General features: G+C 76.2%; 23 protein-coding genes. 9 read left to right on the top strand and 14 right to left on the bottom strand.

Translation table 11 applies throughout. From position 1 onward, the window contains the following. Positions 1–18: 18 nt before the first annotated feature. Positions 19–2,295, bottom strand: coding sequence for a SpoIIE family protein phosphatase (locus tag ASF50_RS00415; protein WP_056863071.1), 2,277 nt, complete (start codon positions 2,293–2,295; stop codon positions 19–21). Positions 2,296–2,489: 194 nt separating this feature from the next. Continuing rightward, the gene (locus tag ASF50_RS00410) at positions 2,490–3,365 is read right to left on the bottom strand and encodes an NAD(P)H-binding protein (RefSeq protein WP_056903136.1); all 876 of its coding nucleotides are present in this window, start codon (positions 3,363–3,365) and stop codon (positions 2,490–2,492) included. A 155-nt stretch (positions 3,366–3,520) separates the two neighbouring features. Here ASF50_RS00410 and ASF50_RS00405 point away from each other — a divergent pair, with 155 nt between their 5' ends. The 4 genes from ASF50_RS00405 (at position 3,521) to ASF50_RS00390 (ending at position 6,861) form a co-directional block, all read left to right on the top strand. Then, a complete protein-coding gene (locus ASF50_RS00405) occupies positions 3,521–3,877 on the top strand; it encodes a winged helix-turn-helix transcriptional regulator (protein WP_056903135.1) in 357 nt (118 codons plus the stop codon). A 163-nt stretch (positions 3,878–4,040) separates the two neighbouring features. Then, positions 4,041–4,475: an SRPBCC family protein gene (locus tag ASF50_RS00400; protein ID WP_056863068.1), complete on the top strand. Its 435-nt coding sequence runs from the start codon at positions 4,041–4,043 to the stop codon at positions 4,473–4,475. Further along, positions 4,472–6,160: a phytoene desaturase family protein gene (locus ASF50_RS00395; protein WP_056903134.1), complete on the top strand. Its 1,689-nt coding sequence runs from the start codon at positions 4,472–4,474 to the stop codon at positions 6,158–6,160. Before ASF50_RS00400 ends, ASF50_RS00395 begins: the two co-directional genes overlap by 4 nt. After that, complete coding sequence (locus ASF50_RS00390; protein ID WP_056903133.1) at positions 6,157–6,861, top strand: methyltransferase; 705 nt, start codon at positions 6,157–6,159, stop codon at positions 6,859–6,861. Before ASF50_RS00395 ends, ASF50_RS00390 begins: the two co-directional genes overlap by 4 nt. Positions 6,862–6,894: 33 nt before the next feature. Here the strand turns inward: ASF50_RS00390 and ASF50_RS19530 are convergent, their stop codons facing one another. Next, positions 6,895–7,191 carry a CDGSH iron-sulfur domain-containing protein gene (locus ASF50_RS19530; protein ID WP_235557503.1) on the bottom strand — a complete coding sequence of 99 codons (297 nt, stop codon included), beginning with the start codon at positions 7,189–7,191 and terminating at the stop codon, positions 6,895–6,897. Further along, positions 7,188–8,165, bottom strand: coding sequence for an iron-containing redox enzyme family protein (locus ASF50_RS00380; protein ID WP_056903132.1), 978 nt, complete (start codon positions 8,163–8,165; stop codon positions 7,188–7,190). Before ASF50_RS00380 ends, ASF50_RS19530 begins: the two co-directional genes overlap by 4 nt. Positions 8,166–8,409: 244 nt before the next feature. Here ASF50_RS00380 and ASF50_RS00375 point away from each other — a divergent pair, with 244 nt between their 5' ends. Then, the gene (locus ASF50_RS00375; protein ID WP_056903131.1) at positions 8,410–9,105 is read left to right on the top strand and encodes an SDR family NAD(P)-dependent oxidoreductase; all 696 of its coding nucleotides are present in this window, start codon (positions 8,410–8,412) and stop codon (positions 9,103–9,105) included. Positions 9,106–9,144: 39 nt separating this feature from the next. Here ASF50_RS00375 and mmuM read toward each other — a convergent pair whose 3' ends face one another. Beyond that, positions 9,145–10,224, bottom strand: a complete 1,080-nt coding sequence (gene mmuM / locus ASF50_RS00370) for a homocysteine S-methyltransferase (RefSeq protein ID WP_268778343.1) — start codon at positions 10,222–10,224, stop codon at positions 9,145–9,147. A 123-nt stretch (positions 10,225–10,347) separates the two neighbouring features. Between mmuM and rraA the strand changes: the two genes are divergently transcribed. After that, the gene (rraA, locus tag ASF50_RS00365; protein WP_082502590.1) at positions 10,348–10,881 is read left to right on the top strand and encodes a ribonuclease E activity regulator RraA; all 534 of its coding nucleotides are present in this window, start codon (positions 10,348–10,350) and stop codon (positions 10,879–10,881) included. A 482-nt stretch (positions 10,882–11,363) separates the two neighbouring features. Here the strand turns inward: rraA and ASF50_RS18685 are convergent, their stop codons facing one another. Together ASF50_RS18685 and ASF50_RS00360 are read right to left on the bottom strand one after the other, a co-directional pair. Then, complete coding sequence (locus tag ASF50_RS18685; protein ID WP_156697763.1) at positions 11,364–11,516, bottom strand: hypothetical protein; 153 nt, start codon at positions 11,514–11,516, stop codon at positions 11,364–11,366. Positions 11,517–11,677: 161 nt separating this feature from the next. Further along, positions 11,678–12,721, bottom strand: coding sequence for an SMP-30/gluconolactonase/LRE family protein (locus tag ASF50_RS00360; protein WP_235557502.1), 1,044 nt, complete (start codon positions 12,719–12,721; stop codon positions 11,678–11,680). Positions 12,722–12,871: 150 nt separating this feature from the next. Here ASF50_RS00360 and ASF50_RS00355 point away from each other — a divergent pair, with 150 nt between their 5' ends. Beyond that, positions 12,872–13,288, top strand: a complete 417-nt coding sequence (locus ASF50_RS00355) for a VOC family protein (protein ID WP_056903129.1) — start codon at positions 12,872–12,874, stop codon at positions 13,286–13,288. A gap of 88 nt (positions 13,289–13,376) precedes the next feature. Here the strand turns inward: ASF50_RS00355 and ASF50_RS00350 are convergent, their stop codons facing one another. The 4 genes from ASF50_RS00350 to ASF50_RS00335 all read right to left on the bottom strand — a co-directional run bounded on the left by ASF50_RS00350 (position 13,377) and on the right by ASF50_RS00335 (position 17,206). After that, a complete protein-coding gene (locus tag ASF50_RS00350; protein ID WP_056903128.1) occupies positions 13,377–14,036 on the bottom strand; it encodes a response regulator in 660 nt (219 codons plus the stop codon). Beyond that, positions 14,033–15,280, bottom strand: a complete 1,248-nt coding sequence (locus ASF50_RS00345) for a sensor histidine kinase (protein WP_056903127.1) — start codon at positions 15,278–15,280, stop codon at positions 14,033–14,035. Before ASF50_RS00345 ends, ASF50_RS00350 begins: the two co-directional genes overlap by 4 nt. Before the next feature lie 77 nt (positions 15,281–15,357). Then, positions 15,358–15,801 carry a hypothetical protein gene (locus tag ASF50_RS00340; RefSeq protein ID WP_056903126.1) on the bottom strand — a complete coding sequence of 148 codons (444 nt, stop codon included), beginning with the start codon at positions 15,799–15,801 and terminating at the stop codon, positions 15,358–15,360. A 160-nt stretch (positions 15,802–15,961) separates the two neighbouring features. Next, on the bottom strand, positions 15,962–17,206 hold the full coding sequence (locus ASF50_RS00335; RefSeq protein WP_056903125.1) for a GAF domain-containing sensor histidine kinase: 1,245 nt from the start codon (positions 17,204–17,206) through the stop codon (positions 15,962–15,964). Between the two features lie 343 nt (positions 17,207–17,549). Between ASF50_RS00335 and ASF50_RS00330 the strand changes: the two genes are divergently transcribed. Then, complete coding sequence (locus ASF50_RS00330; RefSeq protein ID WP_056903124.1) at positions 17,550–18,584, top strand: PIG-L deacetylase family protein; 1,035 nt, start codon at positions 17,550–17,552, stop codon at positions 18,582–18,584. 22 nt (positions 18,585–18,606) lie between these two features. Here the strand turns inward: ASF50_RS00330 and ASF50_RS19200 are convergent, their stop codons facing one another. Beyond that, positions 18,607–19,020, bottom strand: coding sequence for an STAS domain-containing protein (locus ASF50_RS19200; RefSeq protein WP_056903123.1), 414 nt, complete (start codon positions 19,018–19,020; stop codon positions 18,607–18,609). 368 nt (positions 19,021–19,388) lie between these two features. On the opposite strand from ASF50_RS19200, the gene ASF50_RS00320 reads away from it, so the two are divergent. After that, positions 19,389–20,594: a homogentisate 1,2-dioxygenase gene (locus tag ASF50_RS00320; protein ID WP_056903122.1), complete on the top strand. Its 1,206-nt coding sequence runs from the start codon at positions 19,389–19,391 to the stop codon at positions 20,592–20,594. A 43-nt stretch (positions 20,595–20,637) separates the two neighbouring features. Here ASF50_RS00320 and ASF50_RS00315 read toward each other — a convergent pair whose 3' ends face one another. Together ASF50_RS00315 and ASF50_RS00310 are read right to left on the bottom strand one after the other, a co-directional pair. Beyond that, entirely contained in the window at positions 20,638–21,738 is a 1,101-nt protein-coding gene (locus tag ASF50_RS00315; protein ID WP_056904148.1) for a PLP-dependent cysteine synthase family protein, read from the bottom strand. Then, on the bottom strand, positions 21,735–23,768 hold the full coding sequence (locus tag ASF50_RS00310; protein WP_082502952.1) for an alpha-amylase family protein: 2,034 nt from the start codon (positions 23,766–23,768) through the stop codon (positions 21,735–21,737). The genes ASF50_RS00315 and ASF50_RS00310 overlap by 4 nt, the downstream gene beginning before the upstream one ends. Between the last annotated feature and the right edge of the window lie 54 nt (positions 23,769–23,822).

Here is a 23,822-nt window from a genome sequence, read left to right as displayed (position 1 = left end):
CGCTCAGGGGCGTCGGGCTCAGCCCTGCGGGCCCATCCGGATGGCGAGCACGGTGGTGTCGTCGTCCTTGACGCCGGCGACGGCCTCGACGATCTCGTCGACCCACTCCTGCATCCGCTCGCCGGGTCCGACGCAGGAGGTGACGCGCAGCTGCTCGAGCGTCTCGGCGATGTCGAGGCCACGACGCTCGACCAGGCCGTCGGTGTACATGAGCACCGTGGCGCCGCCGGAGAGGTCGACCTCGTCGACGACGGCCTGCCCCACCCCGATGCCGAGCAGCGGGCGCTGCCGCAGCGACAGCTCGTGGGCCTCGCCGTCGACGCACAGCAGCGGCGGGAGGTGGCCGGCCGAGGAGAGCTGGAGCACGCCGCTCGCGCGGTCGAGCACCCCGACGAGGGCGGTGGCGACCCGCTGGTCGAGCAGCCCATCCATCAGCCGGTCGAGCCGGTCGAGACAGCCCGCGGGCGTGTCGCCGCCGAAGAGGTAGGCCCGCAGCGCGGTGCGCACCTGGGTCATCGCGGTCGCGGCCTGCACGCCGTGGCCGGCGACGTCGCCGACCACGAAGGCCACCCGGCCGTCGTCGAGCTCGAAGGCGTCCCACCAGTCGCCGCCGAGCTGGTAGGTCGAGGCCGGCAGGTAGCGCGCGGCGATCTCCACGCCGTCGAAGTCCGGGGCGACCTCGGCCACGACCGAGCGCTGCAGCGACTCCGCCATGGCGATCTGCTCGCGGGAGCGGGCCAGCAGCACCCCGGTGACGTGGGCGTTGAGGGCCTCGGCGGTGTCGACCTGCCAGGCGGTCCAGGGCTCGCTGCGCCCGCGCACGACCTGGCGCCACTTGTCGAAGGACTTGCGGGGGCTGAGGCGGACCTCGGGGCCCTCCGCGTCGTAGAGCAGCTTGTTGGTGGGGTCGCCGCCCCAGTCGACGACCTCCTCGAGCTCGGGCCGCACCCACATCAGCCAGCTGGTGGGGTCGCTGCTGCCGATCACCATCGCGCCGGCGGCGACGTCGGCGACCTCCTCGAGGTCAGGGGCGAGGACGCCGAGGTGGTGGGTGTGCACGGCGCGGCCGTCGGGGCGGTGCAGCAGGGCGCCGATGCGCCGCAGGTGCCGCTCCTCGGGCACGCGCCCGGTGGTGGTGATGACGCCCTCCACCGACAGCGCGGCTCCGCCGGCCCCGACCAGGCGCAGCAGCGCCGGGTCGGCCATGAGCTGCACCAGCGGGTTGAGCTCGGAGGCGGTGAGGGCGGCGGTGAACCGGTTGAGCTCGGCCTGGCTCCCGATGGCGGCCTCGCGCCCGTCGGCGCGCTCGCGGTCGTTGATCATCTGCGAGGCGACCTGCCCCAGGAACTCCACCGCGGCGCGCGCGTCGTGGCTGGGCCGGTGCGGCCCGGAGTAGTGGTGGCACGCCACCAGGCCCCACAGCTCGTCGTCGATGACCAGCGAGACCGACATCGAGGCGCCCACGCCCATGTTGGTGAGGTACTCGACGTGGATCGGCGAGACGCTGCGCAGCGTGGAGTGCGACAGGTCGAGCGGGGCGCCGGTGACCTCGTCGAGCACCGGGTCGAGCGGCACCGGGGTGTAGGAGACGTCGGCGATCAGCCGCGTCCAGTTCACGGTGTAGAGCCGCCGGGCCTGGGCCGGGATGTCGGTGGCGGGGTAGTGCAGGCCGAGGAAGGGGTTGAGGTCCTCGCGGCGGTCCTCGGCGATGACCTCGCCGTTCCAGTCCTGGTCGAAGCGGTAGACCATGACCCGGTCGAAGCCGCTGAGCCCGCGCACCTCGTGGGCCAGCCGGTCGGCCAGCTCCGGCACCGACCCGGCGCTGGCCAGGCGGGCCATCGCGCCGCGCGCCGACTGGTAGGACAGCGTGCCGGCGCCCGGGCCGCCGAGCTGCTCGAGCTCGACCACCACGCGCTCCCCGGAGCGGTGCACGGTGACGTCGACGTCGGCCCCGGCCAGCGCGCCGCGCGCACCGGTGGCCAGCGGCAGGTCCTCGGGCAGGCGCAGCACCATCGGCTCACCCTTGGTGGGGCTCGCGGCCCGCGGCGCGATCGCCGCGGCCGCCGCCTCGCCGAGCAGCTCGGCCAGCGCGCGTCCGCGCGCGGCGCCCGACGGCACCCCGAGCAGCTGCTCGCAGTTGGCGGAGACCACCACCGCGGTCAGGTCGTCCGGCTCCAGGGCCAGCAGCACGCCGTGGGGCTGGATCGCGCCGGGCACGTGGATCGGCTCCCGGTCGCACGTCGTGAGGTCGACACCGCCGTAGGCGGGGGTGTGCGACGGTCGGACGTCGGTCAACGCGGGGCTCCAGGCGACGAGGGGGCGAGGGGGGGCGGGCGGTCACTGCGGGGTACGGCGGGCACGGCCCGGTCGTGCCGGGGGCTCGGCGCGTCGCGGCGTCCTGCTGGGGAGCCTAGGCGCTCCACGCCGTTCCCGTGCCCGCCCCGCCCCGACCTCGCCCGTCCGGGCGGGGCGCGACGCGCCTCCCGGGCTCAGGCCATCGCGCGCAGGGCGTCGACCAGCGGGGTCGTGGGGCGCCCGGCCAGGCGGGACAGGTCGCCGGGGGTCGCGGCGAGCGCGCCCTGCGCGATGGCGGCGTCGAGACCGGCGACGAAGCCCGCGGTGCCCTCGTCGAGCCCCGCCTCGCGCAGGGCGGCGACGTGGGTGTCGGTGTCGACGGCCCGCAGCGTGACGTCACGGCCGAGCACCTCGCCGAGCGCGGCGACCAGCTCCTCGGCGTTCCAGGCGTGGTCGCCGGAGAGCTCGTAGGCCGCACCCACGTGCTCGGCGCCGTCGCCGGCGGCCACGTCGACGAGCACGCGCGCGGTGGCGGCGGCGTAGTCGTCGCGGGTCGCGCTGGCCACGCGGCCCGCCCCGGTGCTGGTCAGGACGACGCCGGTGGCGCGCGCCTGCTCGAGGGTGGGGGCGTAGTTCTCGGTGTACCAGCCGTTGCGCAGCAAGGTCACCGGCAGCCCGCTGGCGCGCAGCAGCTCCTCGGTGGCCTCGTGCTCCGCGGCCAGCGACAGCGGGGTGGCGCCCGCGCCGAGGACGCTGGTGTAGGCGACGTGCGCGACGCCGGCGTGGACGGCGGCGTCGATCGCCGCGGCGTGCTGCGGCACGCGCCCGCCGGGCTCGCTGCCGGAGACGAGCAGGAACACGTCGCCGGCCGACAGGGCCGCCCCGAGGGTCGCGGGGTCGTCGTAGTCCATCCGCGCGGTGCGCACGCCGGTCGCCTCGCCCAGCGCCGCGAGCCGCCCCTCGTCGCGACCGCCGGCCACCACGTCGGCCGGGGCCACACCCCGCGCCAGCAGCTCCTCCACCACGCGCCGGCCCAGCTGCCCCGTCGCCCCGCTCACCACAATCGTCATCCCTGTCTCCTCCACACGTCGCTGCCGCGGCGGTCACCGCGGCGGGCCGCGCCGTCGGCGGCCCCGCCCCTGCCAACCTCGCCCGGCCCGACACCCTTCCCGCGGTGGGGTACGCACTTCGAAGTGGGGTACTCACCTCGGAGTAAGGTCGGATCGTGACCCCCCTCCCCCGCACCCCCGCCGCCGCGGTGCCCGTGGACTCGCTGTGCCCCGCGACCCGCGCCGTCTTCGAGCATGTCACCAGCAAGTGGGGCGTGCTGGTGCTGGTCACCCTGGCCGAGGGCACGCTGCGCTGGAGCGCCCTCAAGCGCCGCATCGACGGGGTGAGCGAGAAGATGCTCATCCAGACCCTGCAGACCCTCGAGGCCGACGGCCTGGTGCTGCGCGAGGCCCTGCCGGTCGTGCCGCCGCACGTGGAGTACTCCCTCACCCCCGCCGGCCAGCAGGCGGTCGCGCTGATGACGCCGCTGCTCGGCTGGATCCGCGACCACGTGGCCCCGCTCGCCCCCTGACGACGGCGGTCGCCGCCGCGCGCGCATCCTACTGACCGTTGCGACCACTGGCCGACCGTCGTGACGGTCAGGCAGTGGTCGCAACGGTCGGTAAGACGCGCGCGGCCCGCCTGACCCCCGCGGGTGTGGTGCCCGGCGGGGGGGTGCGAGGAGGGTGGGAGCCATGAGCCACACCTCGCGCGACGTCGCAGCCACCCCCGAGACGGTCTGGGAGGTCCTCAGCGACGGGTGGATGTACCCCCTCTTCGTGGTGGGCGCCTCCCGGATGCGCGAGGTCGACGAGGACTGGCCCGAGGTCGGGTCACGGCTGCACCACTCCGTCGGCGCCTGGCCGGCACTGCTCGACGACAGCACCCAGGTCGTCGAGATGCACCCGCGCACCACCCTGACCCTGCTCGCCTACGGCCGGCCCTTCGGCCGAGCGCGGGTGACCTTCCGCCTCACGCCGTCGGGCGCCGGCACGTCGGTGGAGGTCGAGGAGCGCGTCGACCGCGGACCGGGCCGCTTCGTGCCGAGCCTCCTCCACGACCCGCCGATGACCTGGCGCAACACCGAGACCCTGCGCCGGCTGGCCTACGTGTGCGAGAACCGCCCGTGACGGGAGCGACGTACGACGCCCTCGTCATCGGCTCCGGCCCCAACGGGCTCGTCGCCGCCAACCTGCTCGCCGACGCCGGCTGGTCGGTGCTCGTGCTCGAGGCGCAGCCCGACGCCGGCGGCGCGGTGCGCAGCAGCCACGAGCTGGCCGACGGCTTCGTGCACGACACCTTCAGCGCCTTCTACCCCTTCGCGCGGGCCTCGCCGGTGATGCTCGGGCTCGACCTGGAGCGCCACGGCCTGACCTGGTCGCACCCGCCCGCGGTGCAGGGCCACCCCTTCCCCGACGGCTCGTGGGCGCTGCTGCACCGCGACCGCGGGATCACCGCCGACCTGGCCGAGCGCGCCCACCCCGGCGACGGCGAGGCCTGGCTGCGGCTGTGCGCCGACTGGGACGCCATCGGCCCCGCGCTCATCGACGCGCTGCTCACCCCGTTCCCGCCCGTGCGCGGGGGCCTCGGGGTGCTCACCCGGCTGCGCCACGTCGGCGGCGTCGACTTCGTGCGCACCCTGCTCAGCCCCGCGCTGACCATGCTCGACGGACGCCTGGGCGGCGAGGCGCTGCGCACCCTGGTGGCCGGCAACGCCGGCCACGCCGACATCCCCCTCGACGCGGCCGGCTCGGGCATGCTCGGCCTGCTGCTGACGATGATGGGCCAGACCGTCGGCTTCCCCGCCCCGCAGGGCGGCGCCGGCGAGCTCAGCGCCGCGATGGTGCGCCGCCTGGAGTCGCTGGGCGGCGAGGTGCGCTGCGACGCCGAGGTCGTGGCCGTCGAGACCGACCGCGGCCGCGCGACCGGGGTGCGGCTGCGCTCGGGCGAGCGGTACGCCGCGCGCCGCGCCGTCGTCGCCGACGTGGGCGTCGAGGCGCTCTACCGCCACCTGCTCGACCCCTCCGACGTGCCCGCCCGGGTCGCCCGCGGGCTCGACCGCTTCGAGATGGACCCCGCGACGGTCAAGGTCGACTGGGCCCTCGACGGCCCCATCCCCTGGGCCAGCGCCCCCGAGCACGCCCCGGGCACGCTGCACCTGGCCGCGTCGCGCGCCGAGATGGCCGAGGCCACCGCGCAGGTCGCCTCCGGCTACGTGCCCGCCCACCCCTTCATGCTCGCCGGGCAGATGACCACCGCCGACCCCACCCGCTCCCCCGCCGGCACCGAGGCGGTGTGGGCCTACACCCACGTGCCGCAGCAGACCCGCGGCGACGCCGCGGACGGCGCGGCGAGCGGCTCGGGCAGCACCGGCGGAACGGTCGGCGGCGGCTGGGGCCCCGACGACCGCGAGCGCTTCGCCGACCGCATGCAGGCGCGCTTCGAGGAGCTGGCCCCGGGCTTCGGGTCCCTGGTCAGGGCCCGTCGCGTGCTCGGCCCCCGCGAGCTGGAGCAGCGCAACGCCAACCTCGTCGGCGGCGCCGTCGGCGCGGGCACCTCCCAGCTGCACCAGATGCTGCTCTTCCGGCCCGTGCCCGGCCAGTGGGGCCGCGCCGAGACCGGCGTCGCCGGGCTCTACCTCGGCTCGGCCGCCGCCCACCCCGGCGGCGGCGTGCACGGCGCCCCCGGCAGCAACGCCGCCCGCGCCGCGCTGGCCCACGCCCGGGTCTCGACGCTGACGGCGCTGCCGCGCTCGGTGGGACGCTCGGTGCGGGGCACGCTCGGCCGCGGCACGGCCGGCGGGGGCGCGTCGTGACCGGCCCCGGCGCCGACCACGCGGTGCGGCGGGCGGAGTTCGGGCCGCTCGTGCTGACCTTCGACGACCGGGTGCTCGAGCCGCGGGAGTGGACGCTGGCCCAGTCGCGGTGGGCCGCCGAGCTCCTCGCCGAGCGGGACGGCACCGCCGCCGGGGCCGCCGGGGCCGCCGGGGCCGCCGGGCCCGAGGGGCCCGAGGGCGCCGTGCTCGAGCTGTGCGCGGGGGTCGGCCACATCGGCCTGGCCGCGGTGGCCGGGTCGCGGCGGGCGTTGGTGTGCGTCGACGCCAACCCCGTGGCCTGCGCCTTCGCCCGCGACAACGTCGCCGCCAACGCCACCGCGGAGCGGCCCGCCGAGCTCACCGAGGTCCGCGAGGGCGACCTGCGCGAGGCCGTGGCCGACCACGAGCGGTTCGCGCTGGTCATCGCCGACCCGCCCTACCTGCCCTCCGCCGACACCGGGCGCTTCCCCGCGGACCCGCTGCTGGCCATCGACGGCGGGGCCGACGGCCTCGACCTGGCCTGGACCTGCCTGGAGGTCGCCGAGCGCCACCTGCTGCCCGGCGGCTCGGTGCTGCTCCAGCTCGCCGACACCGCGCAGTGCGACGTCGTCGAGGCGGCCTGGGGCACCCGCCACGGCCTCGTGCCGGTCGACCGTCGCGTCGTCGGTCGTGGCGCCCTGCTGCGCCTCGACCGCGCCTGAGCCCGCCCCGCGCAGGCTGCGGTCGGGCTGCCGTCAGGGACGCAGCCCGGCGGGCAGCACCTTGTGCGTGCCGTCGCACCACGGCAGCGTGGCCGAGCGGCTGCAGCGGCAGATCGCGGAGACCGGGCGGTGGGTGGTGTGCCGCACGCCCTGGTCGTCCTCCACCACGAGCCGCCCGCGCACGAGCATCGGGCCCCCGGGGCAGAGCACCACGTCGGGGCGTGAGACGTCGTCGACCACCGGGGCGGCCTCCCCCGCCCCCACCACGGGTACGCCGGCTCCGCAGGCGCCGACCCGCGGCGGGGCCGTGCGGGGGGTCGGGTCGCTCACGCCGCGCGGTCCCAGCGGGCGAACAGGTCGGTGGCGGTGCGGGCCTCGAGGTCGAGGCAGATCGCGGCGCCGAGGAGCACGTCGCCGGCGAGGTGGGGCTCACGCTCGACCAGGGCGCCGCAGATGGCGCGCACGGCGAGCTGCTCGTGCACGGCGTCGGCCTCGACGTGCTCGGTGTAGTACTCCACCATCTCGGGGGCGAAGCCGAGGCGCTGCAGGCCGCGGGCCATGCGTCGCGACGGCCCGGAGCTGCTGGCCTCGACGGCGGCGAGGTGGCCCAGGGCGGCGCCGCGCAGGCGGCGGTGCAGGCCCAGCATCGACAGCGCGGCGTTCTGCTCCAGCACCGCGGCGCTCGCCTCGTCGACCGTGGCGCCGTAGTCGGCGCTCATGCCCGAGGCGGCCAGGCCGCGGGCGAAGAGGTGGTGGTGCAGGCGGGCGGGGTCGCCGCCGCCGTACTCGTCGAGCTGCACCTCCATGAGCGCGGCCTTGACCGTGGCCTCCAGGCGCGGCACGACCCAGGTCGTGGGGTCGGCCTCCTTGAGGTGGTAGACCGAGCGGTGGCGCAGCAGCTCCTCGACCTCGTCACGGGTCGCGGTGGTCTCGACGTGGCGGGCCAGCGAGGGTCCGTCGTCGGCCTCGACCATGGCGAAGAGCCGCTCGGCCAGGCCCTCGGCGGTGTGGTCCTCGGGTCGCGGCACCAGGTCGGCGTGGCGCTCGCGCAGCCGCGCCTCGAGGTCGGCCTCGAGCTCCCAGCGCAGCGCGTGCACCGCGGGGTGCCACTCGAGGGCGTCGTCGACGTCGTCGAAGCCGCGGTAGTGCAGCTCCTGGAGCGCCCAGAGCGTGACCGCGGCGTCGTCGCGGGAGTCGGCGTCCCCGCCGCGGCCGAGACCCGCACTCGCGGTGTCCTCGAGGCCTCCGGTGAGCTGCGGGAAGACCCGCTCGCTCAGCGTTCCTCGGGCCTGGGGGATCAGCATCGGTGGTCCTCCCTGGTCGGCGGTGGTCACCCGGGCGGGCGGCCGCGCGGGGCGCTCCTCCGACGGTAGCCACGGCCACCGACGCCGCTCCCACCCCTGCGGGTGTGAGTCCTGGGTGATCGCCCGGCGGGCCCCCTACCGTCGCTCGGGAGGGCCTCGTCGGGGCCCCTCGGACCCGCCCGGGACCCGCGTCGAGCCGCCGCACCACGGCCCGCGCCGACCGGGCCCGCACGCAGGAGGAGCCATGGAGCTGTCGGGAGCACGCGCACTGGTCGTCGGGGCCTCGGGGGTGCTCGGCGCAGGCATCGCCCGCGCCCTCGTGGAGCGTGGCGCGACCGTGAGCGTCGCCGGTCGCGACGCCGGGCGGCTCGCGCCGGCGGCGCAGGCCTGCGGCACCGAGCCGCTCGTGCTCGACCTGGTCGACACCGACGCCTGCCGCGAGGTCGTCGGGGCGGCGGCCGACGCCATGGGCGGCCTCGACCTGCTCGTCGTGGCCACCGGGGTCGCGGGCTTCGGTCCCGCGACCGAGGCCGACCCGGCGGTGGTCGAGGAGCTCTTCGCCGTCAACACCCTCGGTCCGATGGCGCTCGTGCGCGCGGCCGCCGGGCGCTTCGAGGACGGCGGCACGGTCGCGGTGCTCTCGGCCATCCTGGCCGAGCTGCCCACCAACCAGATGGCGGAGTACTCCGCCACCAAGGCTGCCCTCTCCACCTGGCTGACCGTCCTGCGCCGGGAGAACCGTCGCGCCTTCACCGTGCTCGACGTGCGCCCGCCCCACCTCGACACCGGGCTGGCCGAGCGCGCGCTGGCCGGCGAGCCGCCGAAGCTGCCCGCCCCGCTGCCCGGTCAGGTCGTGGTCGACACCGTGGTCGAGGCCCTCGCCTCCGGCGCCACCGAGGTCGTCTGGGACGCCGGCGCCAAGGAGCTCGTCGCCCACTGAGGCCGGGCGCGCGAGGCCAGGAGGCACCGGGGCGGTCGGTCAGGCCTCCAGGGCCCGGGCCAGCCGCTCGATGTCGGCGGGTCCCACGCGGCAGCAGCCGCCGACGAGCCGGGCCCCGGCGCCGACCCAGCCGGCCGCGGGCGCGACGTCCCAGTCGCGCTCGCCGCGCCAGACCTTGGCCACCGCGTCCCAGGTCTCGCCGCGGTTGGGGTAGACCACGCCGGGCAGTCCGGTCACCTCGGCGGCCACCCGCACCGCCGCGGCCACCTCGCCCGGGGCGGAGCAGTTGAGCCCGGCGGCCACCACGCTGGTGCTGCCGGCCAGGACGGCGTACGCCTCCTCGAGCGGCTGGCCCGCGCGCGTGCGTCCCCCGGCGACGGAGTAGGACACCCACGCGGGCAGACCCAGGTCGTCGAGGAGCGGCACCAGCACCTCGGCCTCGCGCACGTCGGGCAGCGTCTCCACCGCGAGCAGGTCGGGTCCGGCGGCGGCGAGCGCGTCGAGGCGTCGCGCGTGGAAGTCGCGCAGCGCGGTGGGGGTGAGCCCGTAGTCGCCGCGGTACTCCGACCCGTCGGCCAGCACCGCGCCGTAGGGGCCCACGGACGCCGCCACCAGCAGCCGACCGCGCTCGGCCCCCCGGTGCCCCGGCCCGCCCGACCCCGCGCGCAGCTCCTGCGCCGCGTCGCGGGCCCGGCGGGCCACCTCGACGCTGCGCGCCAGCAGCGCCCGGGCCTCCTCGGGCGTGCCGCCCGCGGCCACGACGCCCTGCTCGCTGACCTGGTAGCTGGCGGTGGTCGCGACCTCGGCCCCGGCGGCGAAGTAGGCCGCGTGCACGGCCTCGACCTCCTCCGGCGACCCGCGCAGCACCGTCGCGGTCCACAGCTGCGACGACAGGTCGACGCCGCGGTCCTCGAGCGCGTTCGACAGCCCGCCGTCGAGCACGACGGGTCGGTCGGCGGACTGCGGGGCGAGGGCGTCGAGGCCGGCTGGGCTGGCGGGACCGGCGGGGTTGGCAGAACTGGCGGGACCGGCCGGGCTGGCAGAGCTGGCGGGACCGGCGGGGTTGGCGGGACCGGCAGGGCTAGCGGGACCGGCGGAACCGGCGGGGCGGGGAGTCACACGCCCATCGTCCCCCGCCGCGGGCGCGGCGCGGCGACGGGCGGCCCGCGGTGGGCGGACGGCGGCGGTCGGCGGCGGACGGCGGCGCCGGGCGGGCTGGGCGCGCTGTGCTGGGATGGCCGCGTGACCTCCACTCCCCAGCCGACGACCGCCCAGCCGACCACCGGGCCGACCACCGGGCCGACCACCGGGCCCACCCCGACCGCCGACCTCGTCGACGAGCACGGCGAGGCGCTGCAGTCCTGCGACCTCCAGCTGCGCCAGTACGGCGCTCGCGCCCGCTTCGCCGGCACCGCCGTGACGCTGCGCTGCCACCAGGACAACGCCCTCGTGAAGGCCACCCTCGCCGAGCCCGGCGCCGGCAAGGTGCTGGTCGTCGACGGGGGCGGGTCGCTGCACACCGCGCTGATGGGCGACCTGATCGCCGCCTCGGCCGTCGCCAACGGCTGGGAGGGCGTCGTGATCCACGGTGCCGTGCGCGACGTCGCCGCCCTGCGCGAGCTCGACCTCGGGGTGAAGGCCCTCGGCTCCAACCCGCGCAAGAGCTCCAAGGACGGTGCGGGCGAGCGCGACGTGGTGGTGGAGTTCGGCGGCGTGTCGTTCGCCCCCGGCGCCACCGTGGTCAGCGACGACGACGGGATCGTCGTCCTGCCCTGAGCCGGACGGGGCGCAACGCCTCGTCGAGCGGGACGTCATGCGCTCGGTGGATGCGCATCCACCCTTCGCATGACGTCCCCCTCGACGCCCCGCGGACGCCCGCCGGACGTCATGCGCTCGGTGGATGCGCATCCACCCTTCGCATGACGTCCGTGCGCGCCCACCTGGACGACGCCCCGGCCCGACCGCGCCGCAGACGGGACGCCATGCGCAGGCGGGACGCCCATGCGCGGCGTGGATGCTCATCCACCCTTCGCATGCCGTCCGCGAGCCCACTTGAACGACGCCCCGGCCCGACCGCGCCGCAGACGGAACGTCATGCGGGGCGTGGATGCGCATCCACCCTTCGTATGACGTCCGTGCGCGCCCACCTGGACGACGCCCCTCCCCGACCTCACCGCAGGCGGAACGCCATGCGCAGGCGCGACGTCATGCGCGGCGTGGATGCGCATCCACCCTCCGCATGACGTCCGGCGCGGCGCTCAGTCGTCGATCTCCTCGCTCATGTCGAGCTCCCGCACGAACTGCATCGTCTCCCGGCGCTCGGCCGCCCGCGCCCGGGCGCGGGCCGCGTCGGCGCGCACCTGCTCCTCGCGGGCCTCGCGGGCGAGGCGCTCCTCCTCGGTCTCCTGCATCTGTCCACGGTGCCCGATCCGGGCTCCGCGCGGAAGCCTCGCGACCACTAAGCGCGTAGCGGAGCGGGTCACGCGGCCGGTCACGCGGCCGGCGGCGGACCTGGCGGACGGCGGACCCGGCCGCCCGGCTGCCCGGCCGCCCGCCCCCCCGAGCGGGTGGCTCAGCCGCGGGGCACGGCCACCCGGGTCACCCAGTACTCGGTGGTGGGGGTCGGCGGGGTGGAGAAGCGGGCGTTGGGCAGGTAGAGCCGGTCGCCGAGTCGCGCGATGGTGGTCGGCACGTCGAACTGGCCGGAGGTGAGGGTCCGCTGCAGCGTGCCGTTGCGCCCGCCGGCGGAGACGCGCAGCACAGCCACCTGGTTCAGCCGGTTCTGCACGACGTAGAGCCGGCGGCCCTCGAGCAGCATCCCGTCGCCGTTGGTGAGCTCGGCTCCGCCCAGGTTGACCTGCGTGGCGTCGCCGGTGGCGGGGTCGACGCGGAAGAGCCCGCCGGAGGCGGAGTTGACCACGAGCAGCGCCTTGCCGTCGGGGGTGGCGGTGATGCCGTTGGCGTTGAGGCCCTCGGCCTGCTCCCAGTCCCCGCCGAGCGGCAGCCGCACGACGTCGGCGGCGTCGGGGAGGTCGCCGCCGTCGAGCGGCAGCCCGAAGAGCTGGGCGTTCTCGGAGTCGGTGAACCACGCGGTGTCGTCGGTGAGCACGACGTCGTTGATGAAGGCGGCGTCGGAGTCGGCGGGCACGTCGACGAGCTGGTAGCCGGCCAGCACCTCGCCGCTGCCGGCCTTGACGACACGCACGTCGCCGGCGGTGCCGCCGGAGACGAAGATCCGGTTCTGCTCGTCGACCTTGAGGCCGACCGACGGGGTGCCGGGGCCCTGGCTGATCACGCGGCCGGTGCCGGTGCGCAGGTTGGCGCGGTAGAGGTCGCCGTCGAGACGGGACCCGAAGTACGCCGCGAAGCCGCGTCCGACCGCGATGCCCTCGGGCTGGAAGCCGTCGGGCAGCGCCACGCGCTGCGGGAAGGGCCCGTCGCCGGGGGCCTGCGCGGCACCGGCCGCGGTCGGGGCGAGCAGGGCGGAGGCCGCGAGACCGGTCGCGGTCAGACCGGTGGCGGCCAGTGCGGCGAGCCGCGCCAGGCCCTGGCGCGGACGCCGGCGGCCGGTGCGGCCGGCGAGGGGGGACGAGCGGGGCGGGGAGAGCAGGGTCATCGGTGGCTCCGAGAGTGAGGGCGCCCGGCTGGACGCGGCTGGTCGGGACCTCCTCGACGCTAGCCACGCCCCTGCCCCCGGACCTCCCCCTTCCGGCCCGGCCCCACTCGGGTGAGCCCGTCGCGGCGGGGGCGGTGGCACCGTGGCGGCATGCCCATCCAGACCAGCGCCTACGCCCACGTCCGCCTGACCGTCACCGACATCGAGCGGTCGCGGAAGTTCTACGACGACGTCTTCGGCCTCCCCGTCGCCTTCGAGCTCCCCCCGAACGCCGACGAGGAGACCCGGCAGCAGCTCTCGTTCCTCTTCGGCGGCGTCATCTACCAGCTCGGCGACAGCCTGCTGGGCCTGCGCCCGGTGGCCGACGACCACTTCGACGAGGACAAGACCGGCCTCGACCACGTCGCCTTCGCCGTCGCCGACCAGGCCGCGATCGAGGCCGCCGCGGGCGTGCTCGACGACCTCGGTGTGGCCCACGAGGGCGTCAAGGACATCGGCGCCGGCTGGATCCTGGAGTTCCGCGACCCCGACAACATCGCGCTCGAGGTCTTCGCCCCCAAGGCCTGACCCGCCCCGCACCACGTCGAGGGCCCGGCCCGGCTCGCCGTACGGCGCGCGCGCCGGGCCCTCCGCGCGCCCGGCGGGCCGCCCGCGGTCAGGTCGGACCGCCCGGCCCGTCGGCCTGGTCGCCGATCCCGCGGCGCTCGGCCCAGACCGCGGCCGAGGTGCGGTCGGCGACGCCGATGCGGTGGAAGATCGACGTGAGGTGCGACTTGACCGTGCCCTCGGAGATGCCGAGGCGTCGCGCCACCTGCTTGTTGGCTAGGCCGGCCCGCACGAGCGCCAGCACCTCGACCTCGCGCGGGCTCAGCCCGTGGCCCTCGGGCGCGGCCGGGCGGGCCGAGAGCAGCGTGCGCGCCGCGCGCGGGTGCAGCGGCGACTCCCCGCGGGCGACGGCTCGCACGCCCTCCACCACCTCCTCGGGCTCGGCGTCCTTGAGCAGGTAGCCGACCGCGCCGGCGTCGAGGGCGGCCAGGATGCGCTCGGAGTCGGAGTAGGACGTCAGCACCAGCACGTCGCAGCCGCCCGCCGCCACGATGGCCCGGGTGGCGGTGACGCCGTCGGTGCCGGGCATCTGCAGGTCCATCAGCACCACGTCGGGTCGGGTCCGGGCCACCACCTCGACCGCGGCGTCGCCGTCGCGGGCCGAGCCGACGACCTCGATGTCGTCCTCGCCGGCCAGGAACTGCTCGAGCGCGCCGCGCAGCACCGCGTGGTCGTCGACGAGCACCAGCCGGATCGGGGTCGGGGTCATCGTCGTACCTCCAGTCGGACGGTGGTGCCGGCCCCGGGCGACGACTCCACCGTGAGCCGGCCGCCGTGGTCCTCGGCGAGGCTGCGCAGCCCGCGCAGCCCGTAGTGGCTGCCGGCCTGTGCGACGTCGGCGCGGAAGCCCGCGCCGTCGTCGACGACCTCGAGCAGCGTGGTCGACGCGCCGCCCCCGACCCTGACCTGCACGGTCGAGGCCCGGGCGTGGCGCAGGGCGTTGCGCACCGCCTCCTGGGCCACGCGCCACACCAGTCCGAGGGTGGCCTCGTCGACGTCGTCGAGGTCGCCGACCTCGACGTCGGCCACGATCCCGGCCGCGGCGAGGGGCGCCACGAGGTCGGCCAGCGCCGACGGCAGGGTGGTCGCGGTGAGACCGGGCGGGTGGATCTCCACGAGCAGCGAGCGCAGGTCGCGCATGCTGCGCCGCAGCGCGGCCCCGGAGGCGAGCAGCTCGCGCCGCTGGGTGCCCTCGGCGCGCCGCGCCAGCGTCGAGAGCCCGAAGGCGGTCGCCGCGAGGTCCTGCACCACGCCGTCGTGCAGGTCGCGGGCGATGCGCCGCCGCTCGGCCTCCGACGCCGCGGCGGCCCGGTCCATGAGCCGCTCCCGCTCCAGGCCGGCCAGGCGGATCCTGCGGTTGAGCAGGTAGAGCAGACCGGTGGCCACCGCGACGACGAGGGCGAGGGCGAGCAGGTTGATGCGCTGGAAGGGCGCCACGACCTCGTCGCTGCGCGTGGCGATGAGGTCGGAGGAGTAGTAGGTCTCGAAGAGCAGCGGCTCGCCCTCCGGGGAGTCCAGCCGGGTGTAGACCTCGATGAGACCGCGGCCGGGTGCCTCGAAGCGGTTCTCGGGTGCGCTGAGGTCGGAGACCTCGGCGTCGGTGCCGCCCTCGGCGAGGATGCGCTGCTCGTCCTCCCCGAGCTCGAAGCGCCTGCCGATCAGACGCACGTCGTCGGAGTAGAGCACCGTGCCGTCGGCCGCCCACACCTTGACCCGGCGCACCCCGGCCCCGACCAGGCGCGCCAGGGCCGTGCGGTCGAAGCGGTCGACCGCGCCGGGCACCCCGTCGACGAGACCGCGCGGCACCGAGGGCCCGGCCACGGAGCGGGCGAGGAGCTCGGTCGTCGAGCGGGCGTCCTGCAGGGCCTCGGCCCGCGCGGCGCGGTCGCCGAGGTGCTGGCTGACCCCGACGATGACCGCGCACGCCAGCAGCCCGACCGCGAGGAACCACACGATCGGGCTGCGTCCGGCACCGCGCCACCTGCGCCCGAGGGGGCGGGGCAGCGACGCGGGTCGGGTCTCGGGACGGCTCAGAGCGACACCTTGGCCACGCACACCTCACCGCTGGCGGCGTTGGTCGCGCGGAAGGTGAAGGCATCGGTGCCGGCGGCGTCCACCAGCCGCCGCTCGACGCTGAAGGAGCCGCTCGGCGCCTTGGTGGTCGAGCTGCCGCGTGCGGCCACGGAGCCGTCGTGCCTGAGCACCCAGCCCCAGGTCTGGCCGTTGACGTTGCTGTCGATCTCGGCCTCGACCTCGATCCGGCCGTCGTCGGGCTTGGCCTTGATCTTCCAGTCGGTGCTGCCGGTGCAGGAGCCACGGCGGATGACGTCGGCGTCGTTGGCGCTCGCCGAGGCCGTCACCACCAGCGGCGCGGCGAGGGTGAGCGGCACGACGAGGGCGAGCACGGCGCGGGCGGTCGTGCGGGTGGTGGTGCCGGTGGTGGTGCGAGTGGTGGTGCGGGGCGAGCGGGTCATGGCGTCTCCTGGTGGGTGCGGCGGTCGGCCGGGCCGGTCGACCGGGCTGGTCCCCTCCAGCGTGCGACCCGCGAGGATGCAGCCGCCATCCGCCAGTGGTCATACGACCACCGGCCGGCCCCCGGGGGACGGGTCGAAGGTCCCGAGCCGATCGGACACCTCAGCGCGGATCGGGCAGCTCGAACCACACGGTGGCCCCACCGCCGGCGGTCTCGCGCAGCCCGATGCGCCCGCCGTGGGCCTCGATGATGGCGCGGCAGGTGGCCAGCCCCAGCCCGGCGCCGGGCGCCAGCGCCTCGTGCTCGCCCACCCGCGCGAAGGCCTCGAAGACGCGCTCGCGCTCGGCCTCCGGCACCCCGCGGCCGTGGTCGGCCACCTCGACGAGCCACGACCGGTCACGCCGCGACGCGGTCACCGTCACCTGGCCGCCGTGCTCGGTGGCGGCGAACTTGGCGGCGTTGGACAGCAGGTTCTGCAGCACCAGGCGCAGCAGCGGGCCGTCGGCGACGACGACCGGCAGCGCCCGCGCGGTCACGTCGACCCCGTCGAGGGCCGGGCCCAGGTCCTCGCGGGCGTCCTCGACGAGCGAGCCCAGGTCGACGGGGTGCGGCGAGGCGGGCGCGCCGGTGGCGTGCACGAAGAGGTTCTCCACCACACCGCGCATCCGGGTCGCACCACGCAGGGCGCGGGCCAGCACGGGCTCGAGGTCGGGGGGCGACCAGCCCTGCGACAGCCCGACGCCGAGCAGCTCCAGCGACAGCGTCATGGTCGACAGGGGGGCACGCAGGTCGTGGCTGACCTGGCCCGCGAAGGCGCGCAGGCTCTCGTTGTCGGCGCGCAGCCCCGTGCGCACCTCCTCCAGCGCGCGGACCTCCTCGGTCAGCCCCCGCACCCGGCGGTCGAGCTCCAGCACCCCGACGACACGGTCGGCGAGCGCCTGCAGCAGGCTGCGCTGCTCGGCGCCGAGCACGTGGGGCCGCTCGTCGAAGACGCAGAGAGTGCCGATGGACACGTCGGCGGCCGTGCGGAGCTGGAAGGCGGCGTAGAAGCGGATGCGGCCCTCGCGCACGAAGGGGTTGGCGAGGAAGCGAGGGTCCTCACGGGCGTCGGCGACCACGACGGGTCGGGGCTCGTCGACGACAAGGCTGCACATCGAGTCGCGGCGGGGCAGGGCCACGATCTCGAAGCCCACCGTGGCCAGGGCGCGCTGCTCGTCACCGGCGAGGAGGTGGATCGCAGCCGTCGGCACCCCCGCCGCGGCCGCGGCCACCGCGACCAGCGCCGACAGGTCGTCGGCGGCCGGGTGCTCGCCATCCGGCAGACCGAAGTCGCGCAGCGCCCGGAGGCGGGCGCGCTCGCGTGGATCGTCCAGGTCGTGTCCGCTGTGCGTCCCGGCTGCACTCATGCCGCTCCCTCCCCCGAGACACGACGACCGCCCGTGCATCGGGCGTGGGGGGCCGCCGCACCCGTCAGGCAACCAGGTGGGGGCCGGATCGGCCAGGGTCCAACGGACAGTTGACATGGCCCGATCGGACTTGTCGCGAAACTGCTGACAGACCACCACCCGTTGGCTACAGTGGATCTCGAAGGCGCCGGGGACCCGAGACCCCGGCGCCTTCTTCTATTCCCGCACGGACCCGCCGCCCCGCGGCGAGCCCCCTCTCCCCCGTCCCACCCGGCCGAGCGGGCCGTCCGCCAGCGCCGCTGGGGCCCGCCGTCTAGGCTCTGCGGCGGACCTGGGGAGGGACGTGGAGACCGACGAGCACGCGCCGACGACGCTGCCCGACGGGGTGGTGCGCGAGGCGCACGGCCCCGAGCGGCTGGTGGTGGTCTGGGCGCGCACCGACCTCGGGGCGCTCCTCGCCACCCTCGAGCGCGCCGGCCACCTCCCGCTCCTCGTCGACCCGGCCGAGACCGAGGACCTCCTCGAGACCGCGGGGGCGCCCGCGCTGCTCCTCGTCGAGTCCGACCTGCTCGACGAGGCCACCGTGGCCGTGCTGGAGCGCGTACGGCGACGCTCGCGCCAGACCCGCGTCGCCGTCGTGGCCGACGCCGGGGCCGGCGCCCACGGTCTGCTCACCGCGCTGCGCCACGGCCTCTCCGACGTCGTCGCCCCCGACGACCCCGCCGCCCTCGAGCAGCTGCTGCCGGCCCGGGCCCACCACCGCGGCGAGCGCGTCCTGGCCATCGGCGCCCACCCCGACGACGTCGAGATCGGCTGCGGGGCCACCCTGCTGCGCCACGCCGCACAGGGGCACCCGGTGTCGGTGCTCACCCTGAGCCGGGGCACCGTGGGCGGCCCGCGCGAGGAGCGCCGGCGCGAGGCGGTGGCCGCCGCCACCGCGATGTCGGCCGAGCTGCTGATGGCCGACCTGCCCGACACCCGGCTGGAGGAGGCCCACGAGATGATCGGGCTGATCGAGGCCGTGATCGCCTCGGTCTCCCCCACGACGGTCTACGTCCACTCCGCGGCCGACAACCACCAGGACCACCGCGCCGTGCACGCCGCCGCCGTGATCGCGGCCCGGCGGGTGCCGCAGCTGTTCTGCTACCAGTCGCCGTCCTCGCGCAACGGCTTCGCGCCCACGCGCTTCGTGCCCGTCGAGGACACCATCGAGGCCAAGCTCGACCTGCTGGCCTGCTACCGCTCGCAGTCGGCGCGCGACTACCTCGAGCCCGACCTGGTGGTGGCGAGCGCCCGCTACTGGTCGCGCCAGGTCTCCCACACCCGCTACGCCGAGCCCTTCGAGGTGCTGCGCGCCAGCGAGGTCGTCGGCGGCTGACCCGCCCCCCGGTGCAGGGTGCTCAGCGGCGTCCGGTCGTCGCGCCGAGCGCCGGCACGAGCCGGAGCCCGGCGGCCCCGGCGGCCTCACCGCGGGTGCGTGTCGCAGGGGGCGCGGCCGGCGCGGCCGGCGGGGGCCAGAGCGGCTCCGACCCGAGCCGCAGCAGACGGCGTACGGCCGGCGACTCCGCAAGCACCCCGACGTCGGCGCCGTGGGCCACCGCGGCGCGCAGCGCGCGGCGCAGCCAGTGCAGGCCCGCGGTGTCGACGAAGTCGACCTGCTCGAGGTCGACGAGCACCACCGTCGGGCGCGCCCGGCGCAGCCGCTCCACCACAGCGCCGACCGCCGGCCCGGCCGACACGTCGAGGTCGCCCCTGACCACCAGCGCCATCGTCGGGCGCCCCTCGCGCCCCGTCGGACCGTCCACGAGCTCCACCGAGCACGTCGTCCTGCACACGTCACGACCCCCTTGTCGTCCGTTCCCCCGGGTCCGGACCCCCCGCCCGGCACCCGGAGCAACGACGCCGATCCGGCAGGGTGAGGCCGCGGCCGCGAAACCCCCCGGACGGGCCATGGTCGGCGGTGGTGGCATGGCCCGTCCGGGCCGTGCGGGGCGGCCGGTCGGAGGATGCCGCGCACTCGCGCGACTCCGGGCCGCCGCGCGACCGGCCACGCGGTCGACCACGCGGTCGACCATGCGGTCGACCATGCGATCGACCGTGCGATTGACACGGTCGGGAGCGCCGAGCAGCATCGCCGCAGCGGGGACGACGAGGTCCCCCTCTCGGTGTGAGGTGGCTGGCTGTGGCGTACTACCGACGGGTCGGAGAGGTGCCGCGTCAGCGGCACACCCAGCTCCGCGACGCGCAGGGCGCGCTGCGCTCCGAGGAGCTGATGGGCGAGGAGGGCTTCTCCTCCGACTCCTCGCTGCTCTACCACCGCGGCGTGCCGTCGGCGATCGTGGCCAGCGAGGTCTGGGACCTCCCCGACCAGGCCCTCACCCCCAACCACCCGCTCACGCCGCGCCACCTGCGCCTGCCCGACCTCGTGCCCGCCGACGTCACGGGCGTCGACGCGGTCACCGGACGCCGGCTCGTGCTCGGCAACGCCGACGTCCACCTGTCCTACGTCGTCGCCGCGGCCGACTCCCCGCTCTACCGCAACGCACTGGGCGACGAGTGCGTCTTCGTCGAGGCCGGCAGCGGGGTGGTCGAGACCGTCTTCGGCGTCGTGCCCTACCGCGCCGGCGACTTCGTCGTGGTGCCCCGGGGCACCACCCACCGCTGGCGCCCCGACGCGGCCTCCGGGCCGAGCCGGCTCTACGCGGTCGAGTCGGCCAGCCACGTCGCGCCGCCGAAGCGCTACCTCTCGCGCTACGGCCAGCTGCTCGAGCACGCCCCCTACTGCGAGCGCGACCTCCACGGCCCCACCGAGCCGCTGCTCGCCGGCGCGGGCGAGCCGGCGTCCGACGTCGAGGTGCTCGTCAGGCACCGCACCTCGGCCGGGATCGTCGGCACCCGGATGACCTACGCCACCCACCCCTTCGACGTCGTCGGCTGGGACGGCTGCCTCTATCCCTACACGTTCAACGTCGAGGACTACATGCCGATCACCGGCAAGGTCCACCAGCCCCCGCCGGTGCACCAGGTCTTCGAGGGCGCCGGCTTCGTGGTGTGCGCCTTCCTGCCCCGCAAGGTCGACTACCACCCGCTCGCCGTGCCCGTGCCCTACTACCACTCCAACGTCGACAGCGACGAGGTCATGTTCTACGTCGCCGGCGACTACGAGGCCCGCAAGGGCTCGGGGATCGGTGTCGGCTCGGTGACCCTCCACCCCGGTGGCCACGCCCACGGTCCCCAGCCCGCCGCCGTCGAGGCCTCCCTCGGCGCCGAGGCCTTCGACGAGACCGCGGTCATGGTCGACACCTTCCGGCCCCTCGAGCTCGGCGAGGCCGGGCGGGCCGTCGACGACGGCGCCTACGCCTGGAGCTGGGCCGGTCGACGGCTCTGAGGCACCGCGCGCCGGAGCGGCCGACGGCACGACCCGCCGGACGTCACGTCCCGAAGAGCCGGGCGACCTCGTCGAGGTGGGGTGACGGGTCGAGGTCGTGCTCGACCAGCCAGGCGTCGGAGTAGTAGGTGTCGGCGTAGCGGTGCCCGTCGTCGCAGAGCAGGGTGACGACGCTGCCGGTCTCGCCGGCCCGACGCATCCGGTCGACCAGCTGCAGGGCGCCCCACAGGTTGGTGCCGGTCGAGGGTCCCGGCCGGCGGGCGAGCAGCCGGTCGACGTGGCGCATCGTCGCCACCGAGGCCGCGTCGGGCACGGTGATCATGTGGTCGACCACCCCCGGCAGGAAGCTCGGCTCCACCCGCTGGCGCCCGATGCCCTCGATGCGGGAGCCGCGGTCGGTGGTGAGGCCGAGGTCGCCGCTGCTCCAGGCGGGGTGGAAGGCGGAGTGCTCGGGGTCGACGACGCACAACCGGGTCGGCAGGCCCTGGTAGCGCACGTAGCGGCCGAAGGTCGAGGCCGTGCCGCCGGTGCCGGCGCCCACGACGATCCAGGTCGGCACGGGGTGGCGCTCCAGGCGCAGCTGGTCGAGCACCGACTCGGCGATGTTGTTGTTGCCACGCCAGTCGGTGGCGCGCTCGGCGTAGGTGAACTGGTCCATGTAGTGCCCGCCGCACTCGCGGGCCAGCCGCTGGGAGACCTCGTAGACGCCGGCGGGGTCGTCGACGAGGTGGCAGCGCCCGCCGTAGCCCTCGATGAGGCTGATCTTCTCCGCGCTCGTCGTGCGTGACATGACCGCCACGAAGGGCAGCCCGACGAGCTGGGCGAAGTAGGCCTCCGAGATCGCGGTGGAGCCCGAGGACGCCTCGACCACGGTGGTGGTCGGGCCGATCCAGCCGTTGACCAGCGCGTGGAGGAAGAGGCTGCGGGCGAGGCGGTGCTTGAGGCTGCCCGTGGGGTGGGTCGACTCGTCCTTGAGGTAGACGTCGACGCCCCACTCCTCGGGCAGCGGCAGCCGCAGCAGGTGGGTGTCGGCCGACCGGTTGGCGTCGGCGCGGATCGTCGCGACGGCCCGGTTGACCCACGCGCGCCGCTGCTCGTCGTGGACCCCGGCCTCCGGCCCCGCGGGGCCGTGACCCGCCGTCATCCGGCGCACACCCACAGCACCTCGTACGGCGCGAGCGCCAGGCCGTCGCCGCCCGGGTCGGCCCCCTCGCCCAGCGCCCGCCCGGTGATCCGGTCGACCGGCGGCCCGCCGACCAGTGAGGTCAGCCGGCCACGGGAGACCCACTGCGGCTCGGGGGTGACGTTGGCCAGCATCACCATCGCGCCGAGCGGGTGGACCCGCCGGGTGGCGAAGACGCCGGAGGCCGGCGGGTCGAGGACCTCGGTGGGCACGCCGGCGTGCAGGTGGGGCAGGTCGCGGCGCACGCCGACCAGGTGGCGCAGCCGCTCGCGCAGGCCGTGGGGGTCCTCGACCGGCCAGGGCATCACCGGGCGGTGGACCCACCGGTTGTCGGCGGCGTGGGCGGGGTCGGCGTCCCAGTCGTGGTCGTTGAGCAGGCCCACCTCGTCGCCCATCCACAGCACGGGCAGGCCACCGAAGCCGAGCACGACCGCGTGGACCGCCAGGATCCGGTCGACGGCGTGGGGGTCACCGGCCTCCAGGCCGGCCAGGGAGGCCAGGGAGCCGGAGATGCGCTGGTCGCCGGTGCGCGGGTTGTCCTGGAAGACCAGTCCGCGCGCCCACGAGCCGGGGAAGTCGCCGGCGTGGAACTGCGAGAGGAAGCGGCGGTGCAGGTGGCCGTCGAGCCCGGCGGCCGCCGCGTCGGCGTCGTCGATGGCCCACCCGATGTCGTCGTGGCAGCGGGCGTAGGTCACCCAGGAGGTGGAGGCGGGCGTGGCGGGGAGCCGCTGGAGGGCGCGGGAGGCCAGCCCGGCGTCCTTGGTGGCCAGCATCGACCACACGTGCACCATGAGCGCGTTGTGGTAGGCCAGGTCGCTGACCTTGCCGTGGTGGCGGCCCTGGCCGAGGTAGGCAGGCAGGTCGTCGGGGCCGACGATGGCCTCGGCCTTGAACACCACCGCGGGGCAGGCGATGCGGCCCAGCACCCGCAGCGCCTGGGTGAGGGCGTGCACCTGCGGGAGGTTCTGGCAGGTGGTGCCGAGCTGCTTCCACAGGAAGGCGATGGCGTCGAGGCGGAAGACCTCCACGCCGTCGTTGGCCAGGGTCATGATGATGTCGGCGTACTCGCGCAGCACCGCGGGGTTGGACCAGTTGACGTCCCACTGGAAGGTGTTGAAGGTCGTCATCACCCAGCCGTCAAGGTCGGCGTCGAAGCTGAAGCTGCCGGGGGCGAAGTCGGGGAAGACCTCGGGCAACGTCTGCTCGAAGGCGTCGGGCACGCTGCGGTCGGGGTGGACGTAGAAGTAGTCGCGGTAGGCCGGGTCGCCGGCCCGGGCCCGCTCGGCCCACTCGTGCTCGCGGGCGACGTGGTTGAGCACCAGGTCGAGGCACAGGCTGATCCCCGAGGCCCGCAGCCGGGCGGTGAGGGCGGCGAGGTCCTCGGTCGTGCCCAGGTCGGAGCGCACCCGGCGGTAGCTCTGCACGGCGTAGCCGCCGTCGCTGTCGCCGGGCCGCGGCTCGAGCAGCGGCATCAGGTGCAGGTAGGTGACGCCCAGGTCGCGCAGGTAGTCGATGCGCTCCGCGACGCCCGCGAGGTCACCGGCGAACCGGTCGGCGTAGGCGGCGTAGCCGAGCATCTCGGGGCGCTGGAACCAGTCGGGTGCCAGCGAGCGGCGCAGGTCGAGGTGGTGCAGCTCGTCGCTGCGCTCGGCGTAGCGCTGCGCGGCCAGGGCGACGAGGTCGTCGGCCAGGCCCTCGGGGTCGGGGTAGACCTCGGCGAGGGCCTCGACCAGGTCGGGACGCCACCGCTCGACCCGCGCGGCCAGCACCTCGGCGCGGTGGTCGGGCGCTGCGGGGCCGGTCGCGCCGCCCGGCGCGCCCTCCTCGGTCGCCGGGCCGGCGTGACGACCGGCCGGTCGCGGGGGCTCGTGCCCGCCGCCGGACGCGTCGGGGGCAGGACCGGAGCCGCCCACGCTGCCCGGCGCGGGCGCCGCTGCGGCCGGCGGCGCGGCGGGGGTCGGGGGACGGTGGCGACGGGGCAGCAGCGGCATGCGCCGCATTCTCCCCGGCCACCTCCCCGGCGGCGACCCCGCCGGGGTCGGGTC

This window comes from Nocardioides sp. Leaf307 (assembly GCF_001423135.1).
Lineage (GTDB): Bacteria > Actinomycetota > Actinomycetes > Propionibacteriales > Nocardioidaceae > Nocardioides > Nocardioides kribbensis.
This window is presented reverse-complemented; position numbering and strand designations above follow the sequence as displayed.